The sequence below is a fragment of the Rhodoglobus galactosidasius genome (assembly GCF_054957775.1).
Genome location: NZ_JBQIAV010000004.1, coordinates 55,798 through 72,975 on the forward strand (window position 1 = coordinate 55,798; position 17,178 = coordinate 72,975).

The window sequence follows — 17,178 nt, forward strand, 5'->3', positions numbered from 1 at the left end:
ACGGGCACGCACAGGACGCTGCCGAACGGAGAAGAACAGAGCCGCCTGTCAGAATCGAACTGACGACCTTCTCATTACAATGTGGTCCCTCTGTTCGGAAACTCTGAAATGGCGGTAGCCGCATGATTGACACTGAACTGTGCTGGACAACGTTTCAGCTCGGAACCCGCGAGTACATTGCAATGAATAGCGGCGATACGATCCGGTGGGTTGTGCGACGCGCAGATGACGGCTCGCGGACCTGGATGGTCACCCGCTATGACATTGGTGTGAACGACGGCGAAATGGTCCAACAGTGCAAAACCAGTACCGCAGCGCGAGCATGGGTCGAGGCGACGGCTTAGACCAACCTCCCAGCGTAGACACACGCGGGTGTAGGCGTTTCGATACCGTAAATCCCTACATCAGACACCGGGGGAATCATGGACACCACCACAACACTCGCAGCGTGGCGATTGTGGCAAGAATCGCAAGCACTCTCAGCACGAACTATTGACGAGCGCGCCAACGTCATCCGGCACCTGCTCGACTACACCGGCGCGAACCCGCTTGAGATTATGCCTGAGCACATCATCCGGTATACGGCGAGGCCTGAAATTTCGGCAGCATCGAAGGGCACCTACCATGCGACCATTCGGGCGTACTGTGTGTGGCTTGTCAGGACCGGACAGCGCGACGATGACCCCAGCGCCCGCACACCGCGCCCTAAGCGCCCCAAAGGTCGCCCACGGCCCGTACCGGATGCCTCACTGACCGCACTACTGGCACAGGTCAACCGTCGCCGCACACGCATGATGATTCTTCTTGCCGCAATGGCCGGGCTTCGAGTGCACGAGATAGCAAAAATTCACGGGCGCGACATCGACCTCACCAACGGCCTACTAACCGTCACGGGCAAGGGAAACAAGACGGCCACCCTCCCACTGCACCCCAGCATCATCGATGAAGCATCAACCTTTCCCAGCAATGGGTACTGGTTTCCCGCCTATGAGAAGCAGCACACCGGGATTCCGCATGTGAAAGCGGGGGCCGTATCCGCCGCGATTATGAAGACCATGAAACGTGCCGGAGTTCCCGGCCAGGCACACCAACTCAGGCACTGGTACGCAACTACCTTGCTCGGCTCCGGCGTTGACCTGCGGATCGTCCAAGAACTCATGCGGCACGAGTCCCCCGCCACGACTGCTATCTACACTCAGGTAGATTTTCGGCAGCAGCGGGCCGGTATGGATCTGTTGCATCTGCCGACTGCCGCTTAGCGCATCAGTTAGTTATCTGCTTTAGGGTGCTTTATCAGAACTGGCTAAAGGTCGGCAGACACAAAAAAGATGCCCCACACCCAGCCGTCAGGCCAGATGCAGGGCATCAAAAGGTTCTATCTATCAGCTACAGCCTTCGCATTCGAGGGCCTCTGCCGGATCCGTGGGGCAGGTGTACCCGCCGACTGTTTCCTGATCGCCGGTCACTTGCGCAGCGGATCGCGCTTGATGAACCCGGCAAGGGTCGCACCGACTGAAACAACAGCCGCATACACCACGGGTGCCCACACACCAAGACCAGCAAACAGGTCAGGGGTGATAGCACCAATAGCAGCGATGACCGCTACAAGAAGGATTGAGGTTACCGCTGATGCGATCACCTTAGGGCTGATAGTTTTCTCTGCATCGTTCATCGTGTTACTCCTTAGCGTTGGTGGCCTGTCGGCCTGGTTTTAGCGTGGTAAGCCCACCGGCCACGCAGGTGGTGGCGGGGCAAGTCCCTCCCAAATGTGGGAGCGGAGTTCGTAAATGTGTTCCCGGTACCCGTCCGAGTTGGTTTCTAGGCGGTTCAGCCGGATGTCCTGCTCGGTGGCTCTGCGGCCTGCATCATCCCGGTAGGTGCGTAGCTCTTCCTGTAGTTGGTCGATGAGAGTATTTTCGGCTGTGGACGCAACAACTTTTGAGGCGGTGCGGTTGCTGAGGATTGCACCCAACCAGACACCGGATGCGCCAATTGTGGCGACGGCGAGGGTGATGAGGGCAGTTATGAGCCATTCAGACATGTGTGACCTCCTACGGCCTAGGAGGGGTTATTTGATGATGGCGTCGCGTGCTGCTTTGCCATTGTCGGCAGCGGTCGGAATCTTGATCTGTGCTGCGAGTTTCGCGTAATCAATGACCACCGGTGTTGAGGTGGCTGGGTGGCCGGCCAACCATGCGGCATGATCCAACCGGGCGAATTCTTGTGCGGCAACATACTCATCACGCGCAAACCCGTCAGCACTACCGGAACCCAGCTCATAGAAGCGTTCCCACCAGAGGGCGCGTTTCGGGTCACTGGTGGTCACATAGCCGCGTTCAATGGGGGTAGGGCCGACCAGTGACGGCCATACCAGAGACCACTCTGCGGTTCCTTCGGTGCGTTTGATTACAGCGGGCATATCTGCTCCTTCGGAGGTTGTTGGGAATGGTGTTGTGTCGCCACTGGCAGGGGTTGAATCTTTGAGTAGTGCTTGGGCCAGATTGACGACAAGGTTGATGTTCATCCCGCCTGGGCAGGCTGTGGCATACGAGTCACCGAAGTAGCCGTAAATTTCTCGGTGCCCAAACACTGTCCACGTTTCCGGGGCACCGTTGCGGTGCGGCCAAAAATTGTCTTGCTCAGCCCAATATGCAACCTGCGCGGCCATTGTTTCGTGGGACTCACGACTGATTGTCCAGCCTGTCGTGGATTCGTTGGCGCACTCGATGGAGCGCAGTACCGAATCCCAGTAAGGGGAGCCGAGAGACCATGCACGCATCCCATCATCAACAACTTTTGCGTTGCGTTTGTCTTTGATGACACGCTGTGATGAGACTGTGCGTGACCCTGAGACCATCATGTTGATGATCCCTGTGGCGCTCGTTGTTGCCCCGTGATGCAGGACAACGCCACGGCGGGGGGTTTCTGTTAGTGCGGACTGCTGCCGTGTCCGGTGCGACTCCGTAACCGGGTTTTTGATAGCCATGGTGCCCCTCTCTGTGGTTTAGCTGCTGCGTGGTTTAGCGCCGACTTCTACACGGTCACCCACCCGGGGGAAGGGAGCTGCACACTGACAAACGTCTTCGACGCCCACTGCAGAATATTCTGCGCAGTAAGGACACCATCCAAATTGTCAGTAGTTGTGTTGATGCTTACTGTCGTGGCGTTAATATTTTTGACGATCACCGTCGTGCCAGGAGATCGACCCGCAACGGCCGGAAGTGACAGAGATCCGCCGCCAGCGATGTTGCAGATCAACGTCTTTCCCTCGTCGGTGTTGTTCAACGTTCGGGCAGTGGTGATGACCTTCGGGCCAGAGTTACGGACGATGCGGTTCGCAGTAGTACCCGTGAGAGTTTCCACAATCGCGTCAACGTTCACCCCGCCACGGATCTCATTGGCCAGACTGCCTGCCTTCCAGAACGCCCGCGGAATGCCCGACGCTGTTTCGTACCTGCCCTGGTCGAAGAGAATGTTGTTGCCAGCGCTGTCGATGGTCGCCTCGACGACCCCGCCCGAGTCTTCTAGAGACGGCTGATGAAACGTCCACCCATCGATAGCGGATGCAACACTGTCAATGAGAATATGCCGGGTACCCGCAACAGCAGTTCCCTCAGCTGCGTCGAAGTTGAAAGCCCCGCCGAACGTCTGGTTTTGGTTCGCATAACCGGCACCATCGGAAGTGATCTGCAGATTCCGTTTGTTGTTCAGCAGTGTTCCGAGATAGAACTCCGAATAAGTCACACCATTGCCTGCCGTTTCACCGCGGAACTGCAAACCCGTTTCGAAATTACGGACAGTCCCGATCTGGACAGTGCAATCGCTAGTGTTCACTACGCGCACACCGACCGAGCCCGCCACCTGTCCCCACCCGATAACAGTCTTTGACAAAGCGATGACGTATGGGGTGCGGATCGTTTTGCGGGAAATACTCGCGGGCGGGTTCCCGACAATGATGGCAATGCCCGTACCGGTGTAGTTGAAAACAGCACGAGACAAGTCGGCGTCATCCTTGATGGTGACGGTCGCATTGATGTTGTACTGGGCCGTCCCGCTCACAAGAGGAATACCTGCCGCGGAAGCGGCATTCAGCGCACTTTGTATAGCGCTCGAGCATTCAGTCACCCCGGTAGGGTCAACACCTGGAAACGTGTCCAGTTTCACGGCGGTGCGGTATTTTGCGCGCAAAGCATCACCGGTCGCGGTGGTCGCGGCTGACTCGGCAATGAACGCCGCAATCGCCGCATCATCTGCTGCCGCACCTGTCGCATTGTAACCGGCAGGCCCACGCAGTTCCGCAATCTTTGTCCACACCATTATTTACTCCATATCAGTAGGTCAGCATTGGGAGAATCGGTATCAAGCCACAAAGACGATTCGACAGGGACACCCAAAGGGGTATCGGGGCCAACGAAAGCTAAGGTCGGATTCCACTCAGTTACAAGAAGATCGGCAATCGTTCCCCCGTCTGGTGCTGCCCGATATCTTCCGGGTAGGAAGTCTTGTCGAATGAAATTACTGGCAGAATCAAGCCATGTGACATCGATCGTGTAATGACTATCTGGGCGCGCATCGGCATTTATAAAAAGATTCACACTGAAATCGCCGCCAGCGTCGGGAAACACTTTGATCGGTTTGGTGATGAATATGAATCCGAGATCAAAAGGTTGATAGGTGGCCGGGTTTGACGGAGTGAAGGTGATGACCACGTTTGGGCTCAGCGGAGTCGTGGTGAAGTCGGAAAGTTTGCCAGTATAGATAGCCATGAGTCTCCCTAGGAATACAAAAAGCCCCAGATTGGGGCTAGTGAAAATGGTGAATGCGAGTAGGATTCAGGGCACGTAAGAGGCCCGCGACTACGTAAATAGCCCGGACCCATGACCGACCTTAGGAGTCGATATGAACAAGATAACCCACACACTCATTGCGAGTGTTGCCGCCGTGCTGCTGCTAGCCGGATGCAGTGCCGCACCAGCCGAGACGGTTGAGCAAGGAACCGCCGCTCCCGCCGAAACGGTTGAAGCAACCCCGGAACCGTTAGTGGCAGACGAAGCAGAACCCGAAACCGCTGCTGCTGCTGGTGATGAAGTGTTCCTCACCGAAGTACGCATCCGCATCCAAGGCATCAAGAACGCCACCGACGAGCAACTCATCACAGCAGGGCATGAAGCTTGCGAGCTCTACACACAGGGCGAGACCAAGGACACCATGCGACTCATCGAAGGCGAGGAGCCAGACGCTGATGCCGGTTGGTACTGGGACAGCATGGTCATTGCTTCGTGGGCACCCCGAGCTTACTGCCCAGAGTACGACGAACTAGGTTAGGGCTCGACCGGCTTCTTTGACTCTGCAGCAAAGTCGCCGCCGATGCGCTCGCCCTTCACTATCCAATCGAAGTCGCGCCCAGCAGTGCCGTAAGCGGTAAATTTACCCGCGACCACACGGTCAGCGCCAACCATAAACGGCTGCCCGACTGCAGTGATATGAGCGGTGCGGTTCCCCGTTTTGTTTAGCGCCTCAAAGTATGCAGGCAACGTCACAATGCACTTGCCCACAGAATCGAATTTCTCTGTGCCTGTGTACTCTGTGCCGCTGATCGGTGACTCGGTTGAGCCGTGTTGAATCCACCACCCGGGTTTCGTGGGGTGATCCATCCGAAAACTCTTCGTGCCCGTCACAGTTTGATTGCCACTGACCGTCAGGTCGCCACTGACACCCAGATTGCCGCAGCCTAGTGGGCCTGAAACGGTGGTCGATGCGCCAAGGAAAATACTCGTGCCGTCAACAACCATCTGCCCAGATGACCAAATCCGCCCAGACGCAGTGCCCAACTTGTCGATCGTGACCGACCCGGCCTTGATCGTGCCAGTGCCCAGCACCAAGTTATTGTCTAGAGTCGTCAGACCCTTGATAGACATTGTGCCATTGACCGTCGTGGCACCGTTGATCGTCGTTACGCCGTCAATGATCACCGGGCCGTCGAGGTTCGATGTCCCAGTCCAAGTAAGCGTTCCCGAGCCGTTCAGCGTGCCCGTGATGACCAACTGACCATCGACCGTAGCGATACCTGACACCTTCAGGTTGCCGCCCTCAATGAGGAGTTCGGAGCCGTCATACATCCGCAGACGGCCACGACCCACCGACGTATTCGACAACGGGGTAGCCATCTCTAGCCGACTAATCCGAGAAACCAGCTCCGACAGCTCACCCTTGGTGAGATTATCTACCCTCGACATCAGACACCTCCCGGTTGGAACTGCAACTTCACTGTCTCCGAAAGATCACCAGAGAACCCAATAATCCTGTTGTCATGCCAACCATCAGAAAGCCACGGGTCATCCTGCACCCACGTCTTAGCAGAACCACCCAACAACAGATCCGAAACAGACGGTGTACCAGACGTGAGAATCGAAAAACCCCACTGCTCAGTTGGTTGCTTGAACGCCGCCAAATCACCAGACGCATACCGACCCAACGCCGCCAAATTGGTTGCATCAGGCAACGCCGCAAGACGTTCTGTAAACGGATACACCGGGCTAAGAACCCGCTGGTTTTGGGCAAGCTTGTCAATTTCAGAACCCTCACCAGTAGCAACCGAGTTCTGGGCAAGCTTCGCGGAATCCTCCGTCACAGTCAGCCCCAAAACACCAGACTTGCCCGCACCAACATTCCACTCAAAAGAACCCGCCGTCAGCGAACCTGTACGCATCTGCCAACTCAACTTGCCAGCAACCCACTGCGGACGGAAATCAATATCTGTTCCACCAGACTCATTCATCAAATCCCGCAACACATCGCCCAGCCACGGAAAGTGATACCCGTAATAGGTGCGCGAAATAGTGCCCGCAGCATCCGCAGAGAACGTGATCGGCAACAACATATTCGCATCAGGCAAACCGAGTAGAACCAGCTCAACCATCTTCTTCGCAACAGTCCCCGATGAGCGAGACGTGAACACCTGGTTTACGAATTTCGACTCAACCGTGTGATCAACAGCCAAACGGCGACTAAGGATCGTCCAAATATCTGAATGGGGAAAAGTCACCGTGCCAGCAGCATGGTTGTAGATCCGGTTATCAACGACACCCGCATAAACAACAACGCCATCCCAATCGAGAACCAGTGTTGTTGCGAGAGGCTTCGTCAACGTCTTCATGTCGAGCTTGCCAAAGTTGGTATCCCGAATTGGAACAACCATCGAACCGCCCGCCCCAGAATTCAGCGAACGCTCCCACGAAAACGACGCCGGCACCGGCAACTTCTGAAGCTTCGTGCCCGTAACCGTGTCACAAGACCACAACGACCACGCCATCAGATGTACGTATCCAAAACCGCTGTAGACAATGTGAGACCCGAACCGGTAAGTGTGTGCGTCACAGTGCCACCCCCCGGAATTGCCCAAGTATCTGCCGACGTCACCTGACCCGTCACAACCACACCGCCCACCTCAAGAAACCCTGTCGCCATATCAATGGTGTGAGGATTCCCAGAAGTGACCGCCTGCGTGACCGTGAACGTTTTACCGCCCGGCCCATTAATTGTGTAACCCGAACCAGTACCCGAAACGGTATGGATAGGAGATGCCGCAAAGTTGCCAAAATGGTATGCAGCAACACCCGCCGCGAACGTGCGAGTCTCACCAAACTTGCGCGGATCAGCAGCCCAAACCTGTAACTGGTATTGGGCAATCGAACCCGGCACAATCGTTTTGAACTTCGACCCCACACGTTGAACATCAGCCCACGACGTAACACCCTGATACTCAATAACCATCCGGTGCTGCTTACCATCAGCAGCCACCCCAGACAGTTGATTCTTCAAGTGCCCAAGCTCAAGCTCAGAGGCCGCAAAACACAAACCAGAAACCGAAATGCGCCGAGTGCCCGCAAACGCAGGCACCTCGAAAGAGCCGTGCGCTTGTGGACGCTCAATATCCGTTGTGCGGTAATCCACACTGTCGTCCCACCCAGCAAACCCGTCGTCACCAACGGTGAACCCGTCAGAACCGTCACCAGCATCCGCGAACCATGACCCAATACGAATTGACTCCATTAGGCGCTCCTTAAGTTCCAGTTCAATTGGTCGGCAGCAATGCGCCCCACAGTTTCAGCCGACATCCCCGGCTGTGCATAAATAGGCATGTTGACTTGTGCGCCCTGAGAGGTTGGTGCCGAACCCATCTGAGGTGCCGACGAATACTGCGACGACGCAAACTGTGAAGCCCCAAAACGATCAGCCGCAATATCCTTCAACAACGACCGATACTTAGACGCTTGCGGTTCAGGGGTAACCTCTTCACCCACCGACAGCATTGCGGCCACCGAGTCCGACTTTGATGTCCCCGGCCCGTGAACAGTTCCACCATCCGCAAACCCCAAAACGCCAGAACCCAACTTTGGAGAAGTCGTCGACCGCAAGTTGACTGTGGCACCATTCCAACGGGCAAGGAACCTCTGCATGGAAAGCTCAGCAGGGTCAGTATTGATGATGACCGCTGTTTCAATGTTTTCGGGAATCAGCCCTAACTTGTCGATATAGGTTTCTGCTGCTTCGCCTGTGATCCCGAACTTGGCCAGTTGCTCGATAAGAGCTGCACGACCATCATTGATCGCCGCCGTTGCTCCCTCTTGTGAACCAGTCTGTTCAAGAATTGATGCAGCAGACTCCAAGGCAGACTTAGCAATCGCATCAAGTGCGGCCTCATTGTTGCGGCCGGCCTCAGAGTTGATGTCAAGCGTCTTACCATTCTCAGCAACCGCATCCGTAGCATCATCGATCGCTGACTGGAACTGACGTTCCGCATCACGTGCAGACAAAGACGTTGCACCAAACCCACGAATCAGATCCGCAAGCCCCGCAATCTCCTGTCCGGCGCCCTCCGCCGCACCAGCCAACTCATCCAAAGTTTTCTTATGCCCATTGGCTGCACCAGCCGCGTCGCCATCAACGCTCGCCTTTTGCTTCGTGACACGTGCAGCCTCATCAAGCGATCCCGCAGAACCCTCAACAGCCATCTTCAAGTCACTGGATGCGGTGGACAGTTCTAGGGCACTCAGCCCGGTTTCGTCCATCTGTCGCTTCAAAAGATCAGAACCAGCCGCACCGATAACCAGTGCGCCCTTTAGTTCCTTCATTGCGCCAGCGTTACCCAGCGCCGCATCCGTCACAACATCAAGTTCAATGCCCAACTTCTTGGCTGCGTCAAATGCTGAATCAGATTCCATCCAGAGAAATGAATTCTTTGTGGCAAGGTTGGCTTTGACCAGCTCGCGTGAAGCCTCCGTGACCTTCCCCGTCTGCTGGTCAAGAGTGCCCGAGAACTCTTCTGTGCGCGCCTTCGCGTTAGCTTGCGCCGCGGTGAAAATTCCAAGAACGGCAGCAGCAGCAACAAAAGCCACCCCCAACACGCCCGCAGAAGTCGTGACTATCCTCGACGTTCTCTGAGCAGTCGTGCCCATCGTTGCCAAAGCAGCCTTGTACGCAGCAACCTTCGGGACGGCCAACAGGAACGCACCACCAGAAACAGCAGCAACACCACCCAGAACGGTGACAATGCCAACGACACCCATTAACGGCTTAGGCATAGCGCCTACCCCATCAGCGAAGATAGCTATACCATCAGAGGCAGCACTAACCGCAGGCAAAAATACTTCACCAAACGAGATCGCAGCATCAACAATGCTGTTACCTGCAACCTGCACCTTGGAGGCCGTCGTGTCATAACGTTTCGCTGCCTCGTCAACTAGGGCAGTGTTGTCCTCCCACGCCTCATTACCCAACGTAAGAGACTTCCGAAGAAGATCCCCAGAGTTAGCCATATTCAACAGGGCGCGAGTCGTACGAATATCTGTTTGCCCCAAAGTTTCCAGCGTGGCAAACACGTCACCACCGGAAGCGTCAAGCTTTCCCAAGCCCTCAACAAATGAGGCAATGGCCTCAGCCGGTGCCCCCTTGAAAGAACGTGCAAAGTCTGCCGACGACAAACCCGCAACCTTCGCGAACTCGTCCAAATCTTTACCACCAGCCGAAACCGACTTAGCAATATCAATCATGATTTTCGATATTGCCGAACCGCCAGCCTCAACCTCAACCCCAACCGACGACAGAGCGTTAGCCAAACCAAGAACCTCAGCCTCAGTCAAACCAACCGTCTTACCAGCACCAGCAATACGCGAAGCCATCATTACGATGTCGCGCTCAGTGGAAGCACCGTTGTTACCAAGCTGCACCAGCGCTGCACCCAAACGGTCAACATCACCAGGTGCGGTCTGCATCACGTTCATCATCTTTGCGATGGCTGTGGCCGCTTCTTCAGCAGACAAGTTTGTGGTCTGCCCAAGGTCAACCATTGTGCGTGTGAACTCAAGAATGGAACCTTGCTCGACACCCAACTGTCCGGCAGCTTCGGCAACAGCCGCCAACTCTTTGTGTGCGATAGGCAGCTCGCGTGCCATGCCCCGCAAACCGTCTTGGATTGCTTCGAGCTGTTCCGGCGTACCGTCAACAGTCTTCGTGACACCAGTCCACGCGGTCTCCCAGTCCATGGCAGCCTTAGTTGCAAGAGCAGCACCAGCCAGAGCCAACGTGCCCGCAGTGAGCGACGCACGGCCCAACATCTCGAAGGATTCTTTTTGCTTAGCCAAAGCCTCAGAAGAATCTTTCGACATCTTCTTGGTAGCGTTGGCAGCCTTCTCCATGCCCGCGATGTACCCATTCACCTGAGCAACGAGCGTTACCTTTGTGGTTCTTTCGGCCATGAGGTCTTCCTTCCCACAAAAAGCGGAGTATCGTTCTGGGCATGACAACGACACCGACCGCAGCAGGAAACCCTGTAGCAATCAGCTCGCTAGTTCTGGGAATAATCGGGGTAGCTGGTGCAGTTGTCGCAGGCGGTGCAGTCACAGCCCTAATCGGTGTCGTAGCCCTGTTTCTTGGGTTCCCAGGGCTTACCCGTTCCAAAACACTCGACTACCGCAAGGGCTACAACATGGCCATATTCGGTATTGTCATGGGCTGTATTGCCATAATTGTTTCGATCGGCAGGGCGATAGGCGCTTAGCGGCGCAGTTTTGCCGACCACATATGACCGGCCCGAATTATCGGATTCTTCGGGTCATCATTCTTGTAATAATCTTTTTGGCCCTTAGCCAACGCCTGCATCGACCAGTCCACAGTCGGACCCTTAGGCACCTCGAACTTGAACTGGTTTGCGGGATCGGTCGCATCCTGCATGTGAATACCAATCGGGTTTAGTTCGCCCTCGTACTCAGCCGCAGCCAACATGAGCGCTACCTGCCCTGAATCCCACTCAGGTTCCGTCAGCACAACAACTTCACGAACCCGGTTCCACGTCCACGGTTGCCACCACACGACCTCTTCATATTCGTAGAGGTGTGTTTGTGTGGGTTCCCACCCGTCGAGGCGACGCAACGAAACGCCAGCCTCACGCGCAAGCTTGGCGCGTGCGCGGACGTAACCGGTTAGGCTTTTTTTGCTGCTGCGATCCTCTGTTGCGGGTTCCACTCATTCAGATACCAGATAGCATCCGCAACGAGCGAAAAACTGTGACCATCGAGCGAATCGAGCAGGTCTGACCACTCATCAACCTTGTCGGTCACATCAAGTTTCGTTTCGACACCATCGACCAGCACAAACCCAGACAGCGGCGCAATACTGCGAACAACTTTGTGCACGTCATACCCGTAACGGAGGGCGATCAGACCGCCACCCACAGCCGGATGCTTAGCCGTAATCGAACCCCACACATCACCGGGAACTTGCTCGAACACGAGCGAGCGAACCTTCCCATTGAAAAGGATCTCAACTGGTTCGCACTTCTCACGCGGTGCAGCCTTAGCCTCCGCGATTTCTTCACTCAAAACAGACATAACAAAAACTCCCACCATCCCCGCCAAAGGGAGAAACCGGGTGCGTGTGAAGGCAGGGGAACACACACACCCGGTCGTTTATTGTTAGACGACCGTCGCCTGATTCTTCTTCAGAAGACCAGTCACATACAGCGTCTGCGAAATTGTTTGCAAACCATTCTCGACAGGTGCATCCCTACGCTGCGAACCCGCAACATAGATGATCGTGTCAACGACCTGAGCCGCAGCCCACGAAGTCGAGTTCGCAATCGAATAGCGCAGGCTCAGGTTGCCCGTGGAGCCCTCAGTGAGAGTCGTAGCAGCAACATCGCCCGCGTCACCAAAGACGTACTGAAGCTCAATAACAACAGTTGTCTTACCGGGACGTTGCAGATCCTGCTTCAGCGAAACACGCTTATCAGTGATCGTTGCCTGAGTCTCACCAATGTTCAGAGTGACCAGTGAATAGGTCAGATCGACACCAGCAGCAAGAGCCGCAGTGCTCAGTGGGTTAGCGCCAATCGCGGTCTTAGTGATTCGTAATTTGTCGTCGGAGTTGACGGATAGGGGAACATCTTCAGCGGCCATGGTTAGGACTCCTTCTTCTTATCGCCCGTGGGCGTTTTAGTGGTCACAGGTGCGACCTTTTCGGCGACCACAGGCGTGGCCTTAACCGGCACAGGCCGGAACTTTGCACGAACATCAGGCCAACGGTCGTAATGCTCCTGAGAGACCGTGACCTTGTTGCCGTGTGCATCTTGAACTTCCATGAGTGCTCCTTAAAAGCGAAAAGCCCCACACAAGGTGAGGCTTCAAACGGGGTAGAGGACTAGACAGGTTCAGAACGCCAACCGCACTCCACCACCTGAAAAACAATCTGCGGCAAAGGATCAGTAGACACCTGAACAGGAACGGGCGACTCAAACCAGAGAGGCTTCGCAGACTCCCCCACAACAGACACAACCACGCCACGACCACCAGGGAACAGTGCGGCCTCAAGAATGTCGGTAAGTAGCTGTGTTTGATCTGCGGTCACACCAACAATGTGGCCGGTGAACCGTGGATGCTTAGTCACTCTCGGCCCGGTCACACGCCCTTGGCTATTCGTGCCATTCGCCGGGTGTAAAACTAGGTAGGGTGCCTCGAATCCGGCTGTAACCACAGAGACGAACGTGCGCCCCGTGAATGCCGGAATTGCCTCACAGAGTGCAACCAGCGCCTTAGTGTGGACTCTGCTCATAGACCGGCCTGCCTCTCCGCATCAATAAGCGCGTTCTTTAGTCCACGCTCGAAATCGTCCTCATTCTTATGCAACGCATTCGCAAGATCCGACGTAGGCGCGAGCGCATTGGGAGAACCCGGTGCGCCAAACTCAATAAGGTTGCCAAGCTTGCCCGCATCAGTGTCTTTGTTGTAACCAATGTCAGACTTCAACACCGACACACCAAACGCCTGCAAAGTGTTGACCTCGTAGTCGATCCCAGCAGCGCCGCCCTTGAAATGCTTACGACGGCCAACCGTTTTCTGTGCATCCGTCTTGATCAGCTTCGACGTGAACTGCACAGCCGAGTTGATTAGCGGCCCCGCAATATCTGGGACATCGCCAAGATCAGCAGCAAGTTGTGTCAGCTCGGAAAGATCAAAATTGATGCTGTCAGCCATTGCGCTCCTCATTCCTACAACGTGGACAGAGCCAAATGAACTTGGGCACGTCATCCCAGAATGTAAGCGCCGCCATGATCGAATCAAACCGACACTTGGGGCACTCTTCGCCTGTGACGAATGGCTTACATGCGGTCAGCGTCACGATTCTTGAAGCCACCTAAACCGCCTGCTCAACTGGATAACGATGAACTGTTGTCTGCCCACCCTGTGGTAACGATGTCGTGCGAAACTCGCGCAACACCAACGACGCATCTGCTGTGGAAGCAGTCACGCGCCACACATGATTTTTGACAACATTCGGGGTCGCACCAACCGCAACATGAATCTGCACATCCGACACGGCAGGCACAAGCCCACCCTGATTGCGCTCATCAACAGACAGGTTCGGGAACTTCACCCGGCCAGAAACGGCAGCATGAACAACAACCTCAGTGTCCACATACAACCCAGTGGTCTCGTTCAACACCTGCGTCACATAGAACACCGTGAACGTTTCCGTTGCGCGAGTCGCAGCCTGTGCGCGGCCCATACCCAACACGCCACCCAGTAACGTCATCGTGTCGTCACCACCAGCGCACTATCCGAACCAAACTGCTTACGAATTAGTGCAATGTTGCGGTCATTTAGGGTAATGCCCGTAGCCTCACCAGCATCAGCAAACGCAGCCTTGAAATCATCAATCTGAATCGAAGACAAACCGCCAGCAGTCAAACCCAACTTTTGCTCAAGCGGGATTAGCGCCTGCGAAACAAGCACACACGTCCACCGCTTCAACGACTCAGGTGCCAGCGCATAGCCGTAAGTGAATGTAATATCCACCGGCTCATCAGAACTAAACCACAGCATGTTATCGCGCCGGGTATAACCCGAACCATCCACCAACACCACACCAGCACGGGCAACCGCACCAATACTAATCAGGGGAGGATTCGGGAGGTCAACCCGCCCACCATCCGGCCAGAACCGGACAGTGGACGAGCTTTGCGGGTACACCTGCGCGCCAATAACATCGTCACGCAGGTAGGTGGACGCATCCTCAAGAAGCGTCGTAATCCAAGGCTGCTCAGCCACACTAAACGTGCGATTGAGTCGAGTCCCCAGTTCTTGATATGTTGCGAATGCGTCCACCATGAACCCCCTACTTAGCTAGTTTTGACAGAAGCAACAACCAGCGCTTCAGGACGAACAACCTTCGTGCCGAACACGTGAAGACCCTTAAGGGCATCAGCGAAACGCTTCTCAGGGCGGTACGCTTCGAGCTCAAGAATCTGCTGTGCGTAAGATGTCGCAATGTTCGAGCCGGCGTAAGCAAGCTGTCCACCACCGGAAAGCGTGACGGTTACAGCAGCCGAAGCAGTCGAGTTGACCGTACCCGTAGCAACCGAACCATCAGCGTTCACCGAAGCGATAACCGACGCAGCACCAACACCAGTACCAGCAATGGCAAGACCGACATCGCCCTGGTTGAAGGTTCCAGCAGTAGCCGTGTAAGTCTTCGCACCAGTTGCAGTCGTGACCGCAGCAATTGCGCGGTTCGCCTGGAACGAGTTGTTCGACTTGTAGATTGTGAAGCCGTTAGCTGCACCAACGTTACCCGTGTGAAGGGCAGTGTTGCCGGACTCATTCGCCTTAATGAAACGGCTGTCCAACTGAAGCTGACCATAAGCGGCCGGCGACAGCACAAGCCAACGCATTTCTTCGGGAACGTTCGCCTCATCGAGCGAAACACCGGCAGGAACAATCAGGTTGTCGTAAACGTTCGCAGCCGTGGTGCCATCGACCAGACCAATCGAGTTGCCAGCATCGCGGGCAATACGGTTAGCGATAATCTTGTCGGCAGCATCACGCAGACCGAACGCCGCACGCTGAGTTGCCTCAGACATGAGTGCACCGTTGTTGCGAACCTGCGCCTTGTCGATGTCATCAATCTGGAAGTTGAAGCTGTTCGCTTGGTCGATAACCAGAAGCTGCTCAGCGTCAGTCAGTGCCTGCGGCGAACCGAGGTCAGTGTCCTTCGTGTACGGCGAAATTGCGGGGTCAGCAACCGACGTGATGTGAACAGTGTCACCAAACGCCGAAATGTCACCCTCATAGTCGCGGTTCGCAACGGAACCAAACACGAGAGACTTGTCGAGCACGGACAGCAGGCTCGCTGACCACACTTCAGGAATAAACTTTGTAATAGCCATTTGGGGCTACCTTTCTTGGGTTAGAGAATCGATGTAAGCTGCCCAGCTTTCTGCGCAGCCATAATTTCTTGCGGGGACATCGTTTTGAGCTGTTCGCGTGTCAACTGCGTGACACCTTCCGTTTTCTTCGCACCCTGATCGCCTGAGCCCTGAAACTTTCGGGCATCCGGCACGCCAAGATGCGGCTTGCGGGTCAACAGATCCGTGATGGCCTCCGCGAGAGCGTCAGAGTCAACGTCGCCGTTGTCGTCCACCTCGAAATCGTCCAGATTGATATAGAGAGCAGCATCGGTGGGGTCAGCAAGTTTGCCCGTGGCCGCAGCCTTGAGTTCACTTTTGATGTACCGTGCATCTGCTGCTTTGGTTGCTTCAGCGCGAGCTTCTGCCCGTGCCTCGTCCAACGCTTTCTCTTCTGCAGGCTTGTCCTTGTTCGCAAGTTCGGCGCGGATGTCCGCGAGTTCCTTTGCGATCGCCTTCTTCTCATTCCGAGCAACGTTGCGTTCCTCTTTCATGGCGTCGATGGCTTTCTTGCCTGCATCGCCCAGTTCCGGTTCAGGGGTTACCTCAACAGGTTCGGGCGTGACTTCAACTGGTTCTTCCGAAACTGGTTCGGGCGTAACGATTGGATCTGACATTAGAGAATTGCTCCCATAGTTAGCACCATTGCGGTGCGCTAAAACCCCACCAATAGAGTGGGGAAAATCGAACGTGCGTTCTAAGGCGCACGAATAGCACACGCTCAGCGGCCATGTGAGCCGATCTGAGGGTGTTAGGGGTCGATCTGGCAATAGTTTGATTAACCGACAATTCGGGGGTCGGGAGAGGCGAGTTTAGAACATGCGTTCTAAGGGATCAGACCCAACCAATTGACCGGCCTATACCCGGTTGTTTTTCCTTGAGTTGCAAATAGCATGCGCAAGTTGCGCATTCGCGTGGGAATGCTTGCCGCCTCTGCTGAGCGGCACAACATGGTCAAGTGTCTTACTCATCTTGTCCGGCCACGCCAAGTCAGGATCTATCGCTAAACCGCATATCCCACAGTGACCGGCATGCTGATCCCAAAGTATTTTTAGATCAACATCCTCTACGAATGCGTCGAGCAATCGAGCGCGACGGCGAAGATTTTTTTGACGCACGCCGTCCGCGTTAGATTTCCGATACGCACGATTTGACTCCGTCATTCGCGCGCGGTTTACGTCGCGCCATGCAGCGCGACGCGCCTTCTCTGAATCGACGTTCTTTGCGCGCCATTTGCGGTTAGCCTCGCGCCCGCTAGCCTGTACCGACAACCGACGCGCAGAATCGGCGTACCGCTCAATATGATTCTGCTTACTCCGCTGCTTATCGCGCTGAGATGTGCACGCACCAGAGTGCACCAGTCGTCTCGCGCCAGCCTTTTGTGCTGGTAGCGGCTCGCTACATATCGCGCAGGTTGCTGTTTCCATATCAACCTTCCG

General features: G+C 55.4%; 24 protein-coding genes. 4 read left to right on the plus strand and 20 right to left on the minus strand.

Features of this window, described 5'->3' with window-relative positions; all coding sequences use genetic code 11:
- The first annotated feature begins 122 nt into the window (after positions 1–122).
- A complete protein-coding gene (locus ACTJJW_RS06200) occupies positions 123–344 on the plus strand; it encodes a hypothetical protein (RefSeq protein ID WP_462643268.1) in 222 nt (73 codons plus the stop codon).
- 78 nt (positions 345–422) lie between these two features.
- The gene (locus tag ACTJJW_RS06205; protein ID WP_462643269.1) at positions 423–1,259 is read left to right on the plus strand and encodes a tyrosine-type recombinase/integrase; all 837 of its coding nucleotides are present in this window, start codon (positions 423–425) and stop codon (positions 1,257–1,259) included.
- A gap of 203 nt (positions 1,260–1,462) precedes the next feature.
- Here ACTJJW_RS06205 and ACTJJW_RS06210 read toward each other — a convergent pair whose 3' ends face one another.
- From ACTJJW_RS06210 to ACTJJW_RS06230, 5 genes are read right to left on the minus strand one after another with little or no spacing between them, the layout of a single operon-like run.
- Positions 1,463–1,672, minus strand: a complete 210-nt coding sequence (locus ACTJJW_RS06210) for a hypothetical protein (protein ID WP_462643270.1) — start codon at positions 1,670–1,672, stop codon at positions 1,463–1,465.
- A 39-nt stretch (positions 1,673–1,711) separates the two neighbouring features.
- Entirely contained in the window at positions 1,712–2,041 is a 330-nt protein-coding gene (locus ACTJJW_RS06215) for a hypothetical protein (RefSeq protein ID WP_462643271.1), read from the minus strand.
- Positions 2,042–2,068: 27 nt separating this feature from the next.
- Positions 2,069–2,986 (minus strand): N-acetylmuramoyl-L-alanine amidase, encoded by a 918-nt coding sequence (locus ACTJJW_RS06220; RefSeq protein WP_462643272.1) that lies wholly within the window; start codon positions 2,984–2,986, stop codon positions 2,069–2,071.
- Positions 2,987–3,033: 47 nt separating this feature from the next.
- Positions 3,034–4,317 carry a hypothetical protein gene (locus ACTJJW_RS06225; protein WP_462643273.1) on the minus strand — a complete coding sequence of 428 codons (1,284 nt, stop codon included), beginning with the start codon at positions 4,315–4,317 and terminating at the stop codon, positions 3,034–3,036.
- Positions 4,317–4,766 carry a hypothetical protein gene (locus ACTJJW_RS06230; protein ID WP_462643274.1) on the minus strand — a complete coding sequence of 150 codons (450 nt, stop codon included), beginning with the start codon at positions 4,764–4,766 and terminating at the stop codon, positions 4,317–4,319. The genes ACTJJW_RS06225 and ACTJJW_RS06230 overlap by 1 nt, the downstream gene beginning before the upstream one ends.
- Positions 4,767–4,899: 133 nt before the next feature.
- Here ACTJJW_RS06230 and ACTJJW_RS06235 point away from each other — a divergent pair, with 133 nt between their 5' ends.
- Positions 4,900–5,325, plus strand: a complete 426-nt coding sequence (locus tag ACTJJW_RS06235; RefSeq protein ID WP_462643275.1) for a DUF732 domain-containing protein — start codon at positions 4,900–4,902, stop codon at positions 5,323–5,325.
- Here ACTJJW_RS06235 and ACTJJW_RS06240 read toward each other — a convergent pair.
- From ACTJJW_RS06240 to ACTJJW_RS06255, 4 genes are all read right to left on the minus strand, one after another.
- A complete protein-coding gene (locus tag ACTJJW_RS06240) occupies positions 5,322–6,236 on the minus strand; it encodes a hypothetical protein (protein WP_462643276.1) in 915 nt (304 codons plus the stop codon). The genes ACTJJW_RS06235 and ACTJJW_RS06240 overlap by 4 nt on opposite strands.
- Complete coding sequence (locus ACTJJW_RS06245; protein WP_462643277.1) at positions 6,236–7,198, minus strand: hypothetical protein; 963 nt, start codon at positions 7,196–7,198, stop codon at positions 6,236–6,238. Before ACTJJW_RS06245 ends, ACTJJW_RS06240 begins: the two co-directional genes overlap by 1 nt.
- 113 nt (positions 7,199–7,311) lie before the next feature.
- Positions 7,312–8,052 carry a hypothetical protein gene (locus ACTJJW_RS06250; protein WP_462643278.1) on the minus strand — a complete coding sequence of 247 codons (741 nt, stop codon included), beginning with the start codon at positions 8,050–8,052 and terminating at the stop codon, positions 7,312–7,314.
- Positions 8,052–10,757, minus strand: a complete 2,706-nt coding sequence (locus tag ACTJJW_RS06255) for a phage tail tape measure protein (protein ID WP_462643279.1) — start codon at positions 10,755–10,757, stop codon at positions 8,052–8,054. The genes ACTJJW_RS06250 and ACTJJW_RS06255 overlap by 1 nt, the downstream gene beginning before the upstream one ends.
- Before the next feature lie 41 nt (positions 10,758–10,798).
- On the opposite strand from ACTJJW_RS06255, the gene ACTJJW_RS06260 reads away from it, so the two are divergent.
- Positions 10,799–11,059, plus strand: a complete 261-nt coding sequence (locus ACTJJW_RS06260) for a hypothetical protein (protein ID WP_462643280.1) — start codon at positions 10,799–10,801, stop codon at positions 11,057–11,059.
- Here ACTJJW_RS06260 and ACTJJW_RS06265 read toward each other — a convergent pair.
- From ACTJJW_RS06265 to ACTJJW_RS06315, 11 genes are all read right to left on the minus strand, one after another.
- Complete coding sequence (locus tag ACTJJW_RS06265) at positions 11,056–11,523, minus strand: hypothetical protein (protein WP_462643281.1); 468 nt, start codon at positions 11,521–11,523, stop codon at positions 11,056–11,058. The genes ACTJJW_RS06260 and ACTJJW_RS06265 overlap by 4 nt on opposite strands.
- Positions 11,481–11,888 (minus strand): hypothetical protein, encoded by a 408-nt coding sequence (locus ACTJJW_RS06270; protein ID WP_462643282.1) that lies wholly within the window; start codon positions 11,886–11,888, stop codon positions 11,481–11,483. The genes ACTJJW_RS06265 and ACTJJW_RS06270 overlap by 43 nt, the downstream gene beginning before the upstream one ends.
- An 84-nt stretch (positions 11,889–11,972) precedes the next feature.
- On the minus strand, positions 11,973–12,455 hold the full coding sequence (locus ACTJJW_RS06275) for a phage tail tube protein (RefSeq protein ID WP_462643283.1): 483 nt from the start codon (positions 12,453–12,455) through the stop codon (positions 11,973–11,975).
- Between the two features lie 2 nt (positions 12,456–12,457).
- A complete protein-coding gene (locus tag ACTJJW_RS06280; RefSeq protein WP_462643284.1) occupies positions 12,458–12,637 on the minus strand; it encodes a hypothetical protein in 180 nt (59 codons plus the stop codon).
- 59 nt (positions 12,638–12,696) lie between these two features.
- Complete coding sequence (locus tag ACTJJW_RS06285; RefSeq protein WP_462643285.1) at positions 12,697–13,107, minus strand: hypothetical protein; 411 nt, start codon at positions 13,105–13,107, stop codon at positions 12,697–12,699.
- The gene (locus ACTJJW_RS06290; protein WP_462643286.1) at positions 13,104–13,529 is read right to left on the minus strand and encodes a hypothetical protein; all 426 of its coding nucleotides are present in this window, start codon (positions 13,527–13,529) and stop codon (positions 13,104–13,106) included. The genes ACTJJW_RS06285 and ACTJJW_RS06290 overlap by 4 nt, the downstream gene beginning before the upstream one ends.
- Before the next feature lie 160 nt (positions 13,530–13,689).
- Positions 13,690–14,088 (minus strand): DUF6093 family protein, encoded by a 399-nt coding sequence (locus tag ACTJJW_RS06295; RefSeq protein WP_462643287.1) that lies wholly within the window; start codon positions 14,086–14,088, stop codon positions 13,690–13,692.
- Positions 14,085–14,663 (minus strand): hypothetical protein, encoded by a 579-nt coding sequence (locus tag ACTJJW_RS06300; protein ID WP_462643288.1) that lies wholly within the window; start codon positions 14,661–14,663, stop codon positions 14,085–14,087. The genes ACTJJW_RS06295 and ACTJJW_RS06300 overlap by 4 nt, the downstream gene beginning before the upstream one ends.
- Positions 14,664–14,674: 11 nt before the next feature.
- Positions 14,675–15,721, minus strand: a complete 1,047-nt coding sequence (locus ACTJJW_RS06305) for a hypothetical protein (RefSeq protein ID WP_462643289.1) — start codon at positions 15,719–15,721, stop codon at positions 14,675–14,677.
- Between the two features lie 20 nt (positions 15,722–15,741).
- Positions 15,742–16,356: a hypothetical protein gene (locus ACTJJW_RS06310; protein ID WP_462643290.1), complete on the minus strand. Its 615-nt coding sequence runs from the start codon at positions 16,354–16,356 to the stop codon at positions 15,742–15,744.
- A gap of 240 nt (positions 16,357–16,596) precedes the next feature.
- Positions 16,597–17,166: an HNH endonuclease gene (locus ACTJJW_RS06315; RefSeq protein ID WP_462643291.1), complete on the minus strand. Its 570-nt coding sequence runs from the start codon at positions 17,164–17,166 to the stop codon at positions 16,597–16,599.
- Between the last annotated feature and the right edge of the window lie 12 nt (positions 17,167–17,178).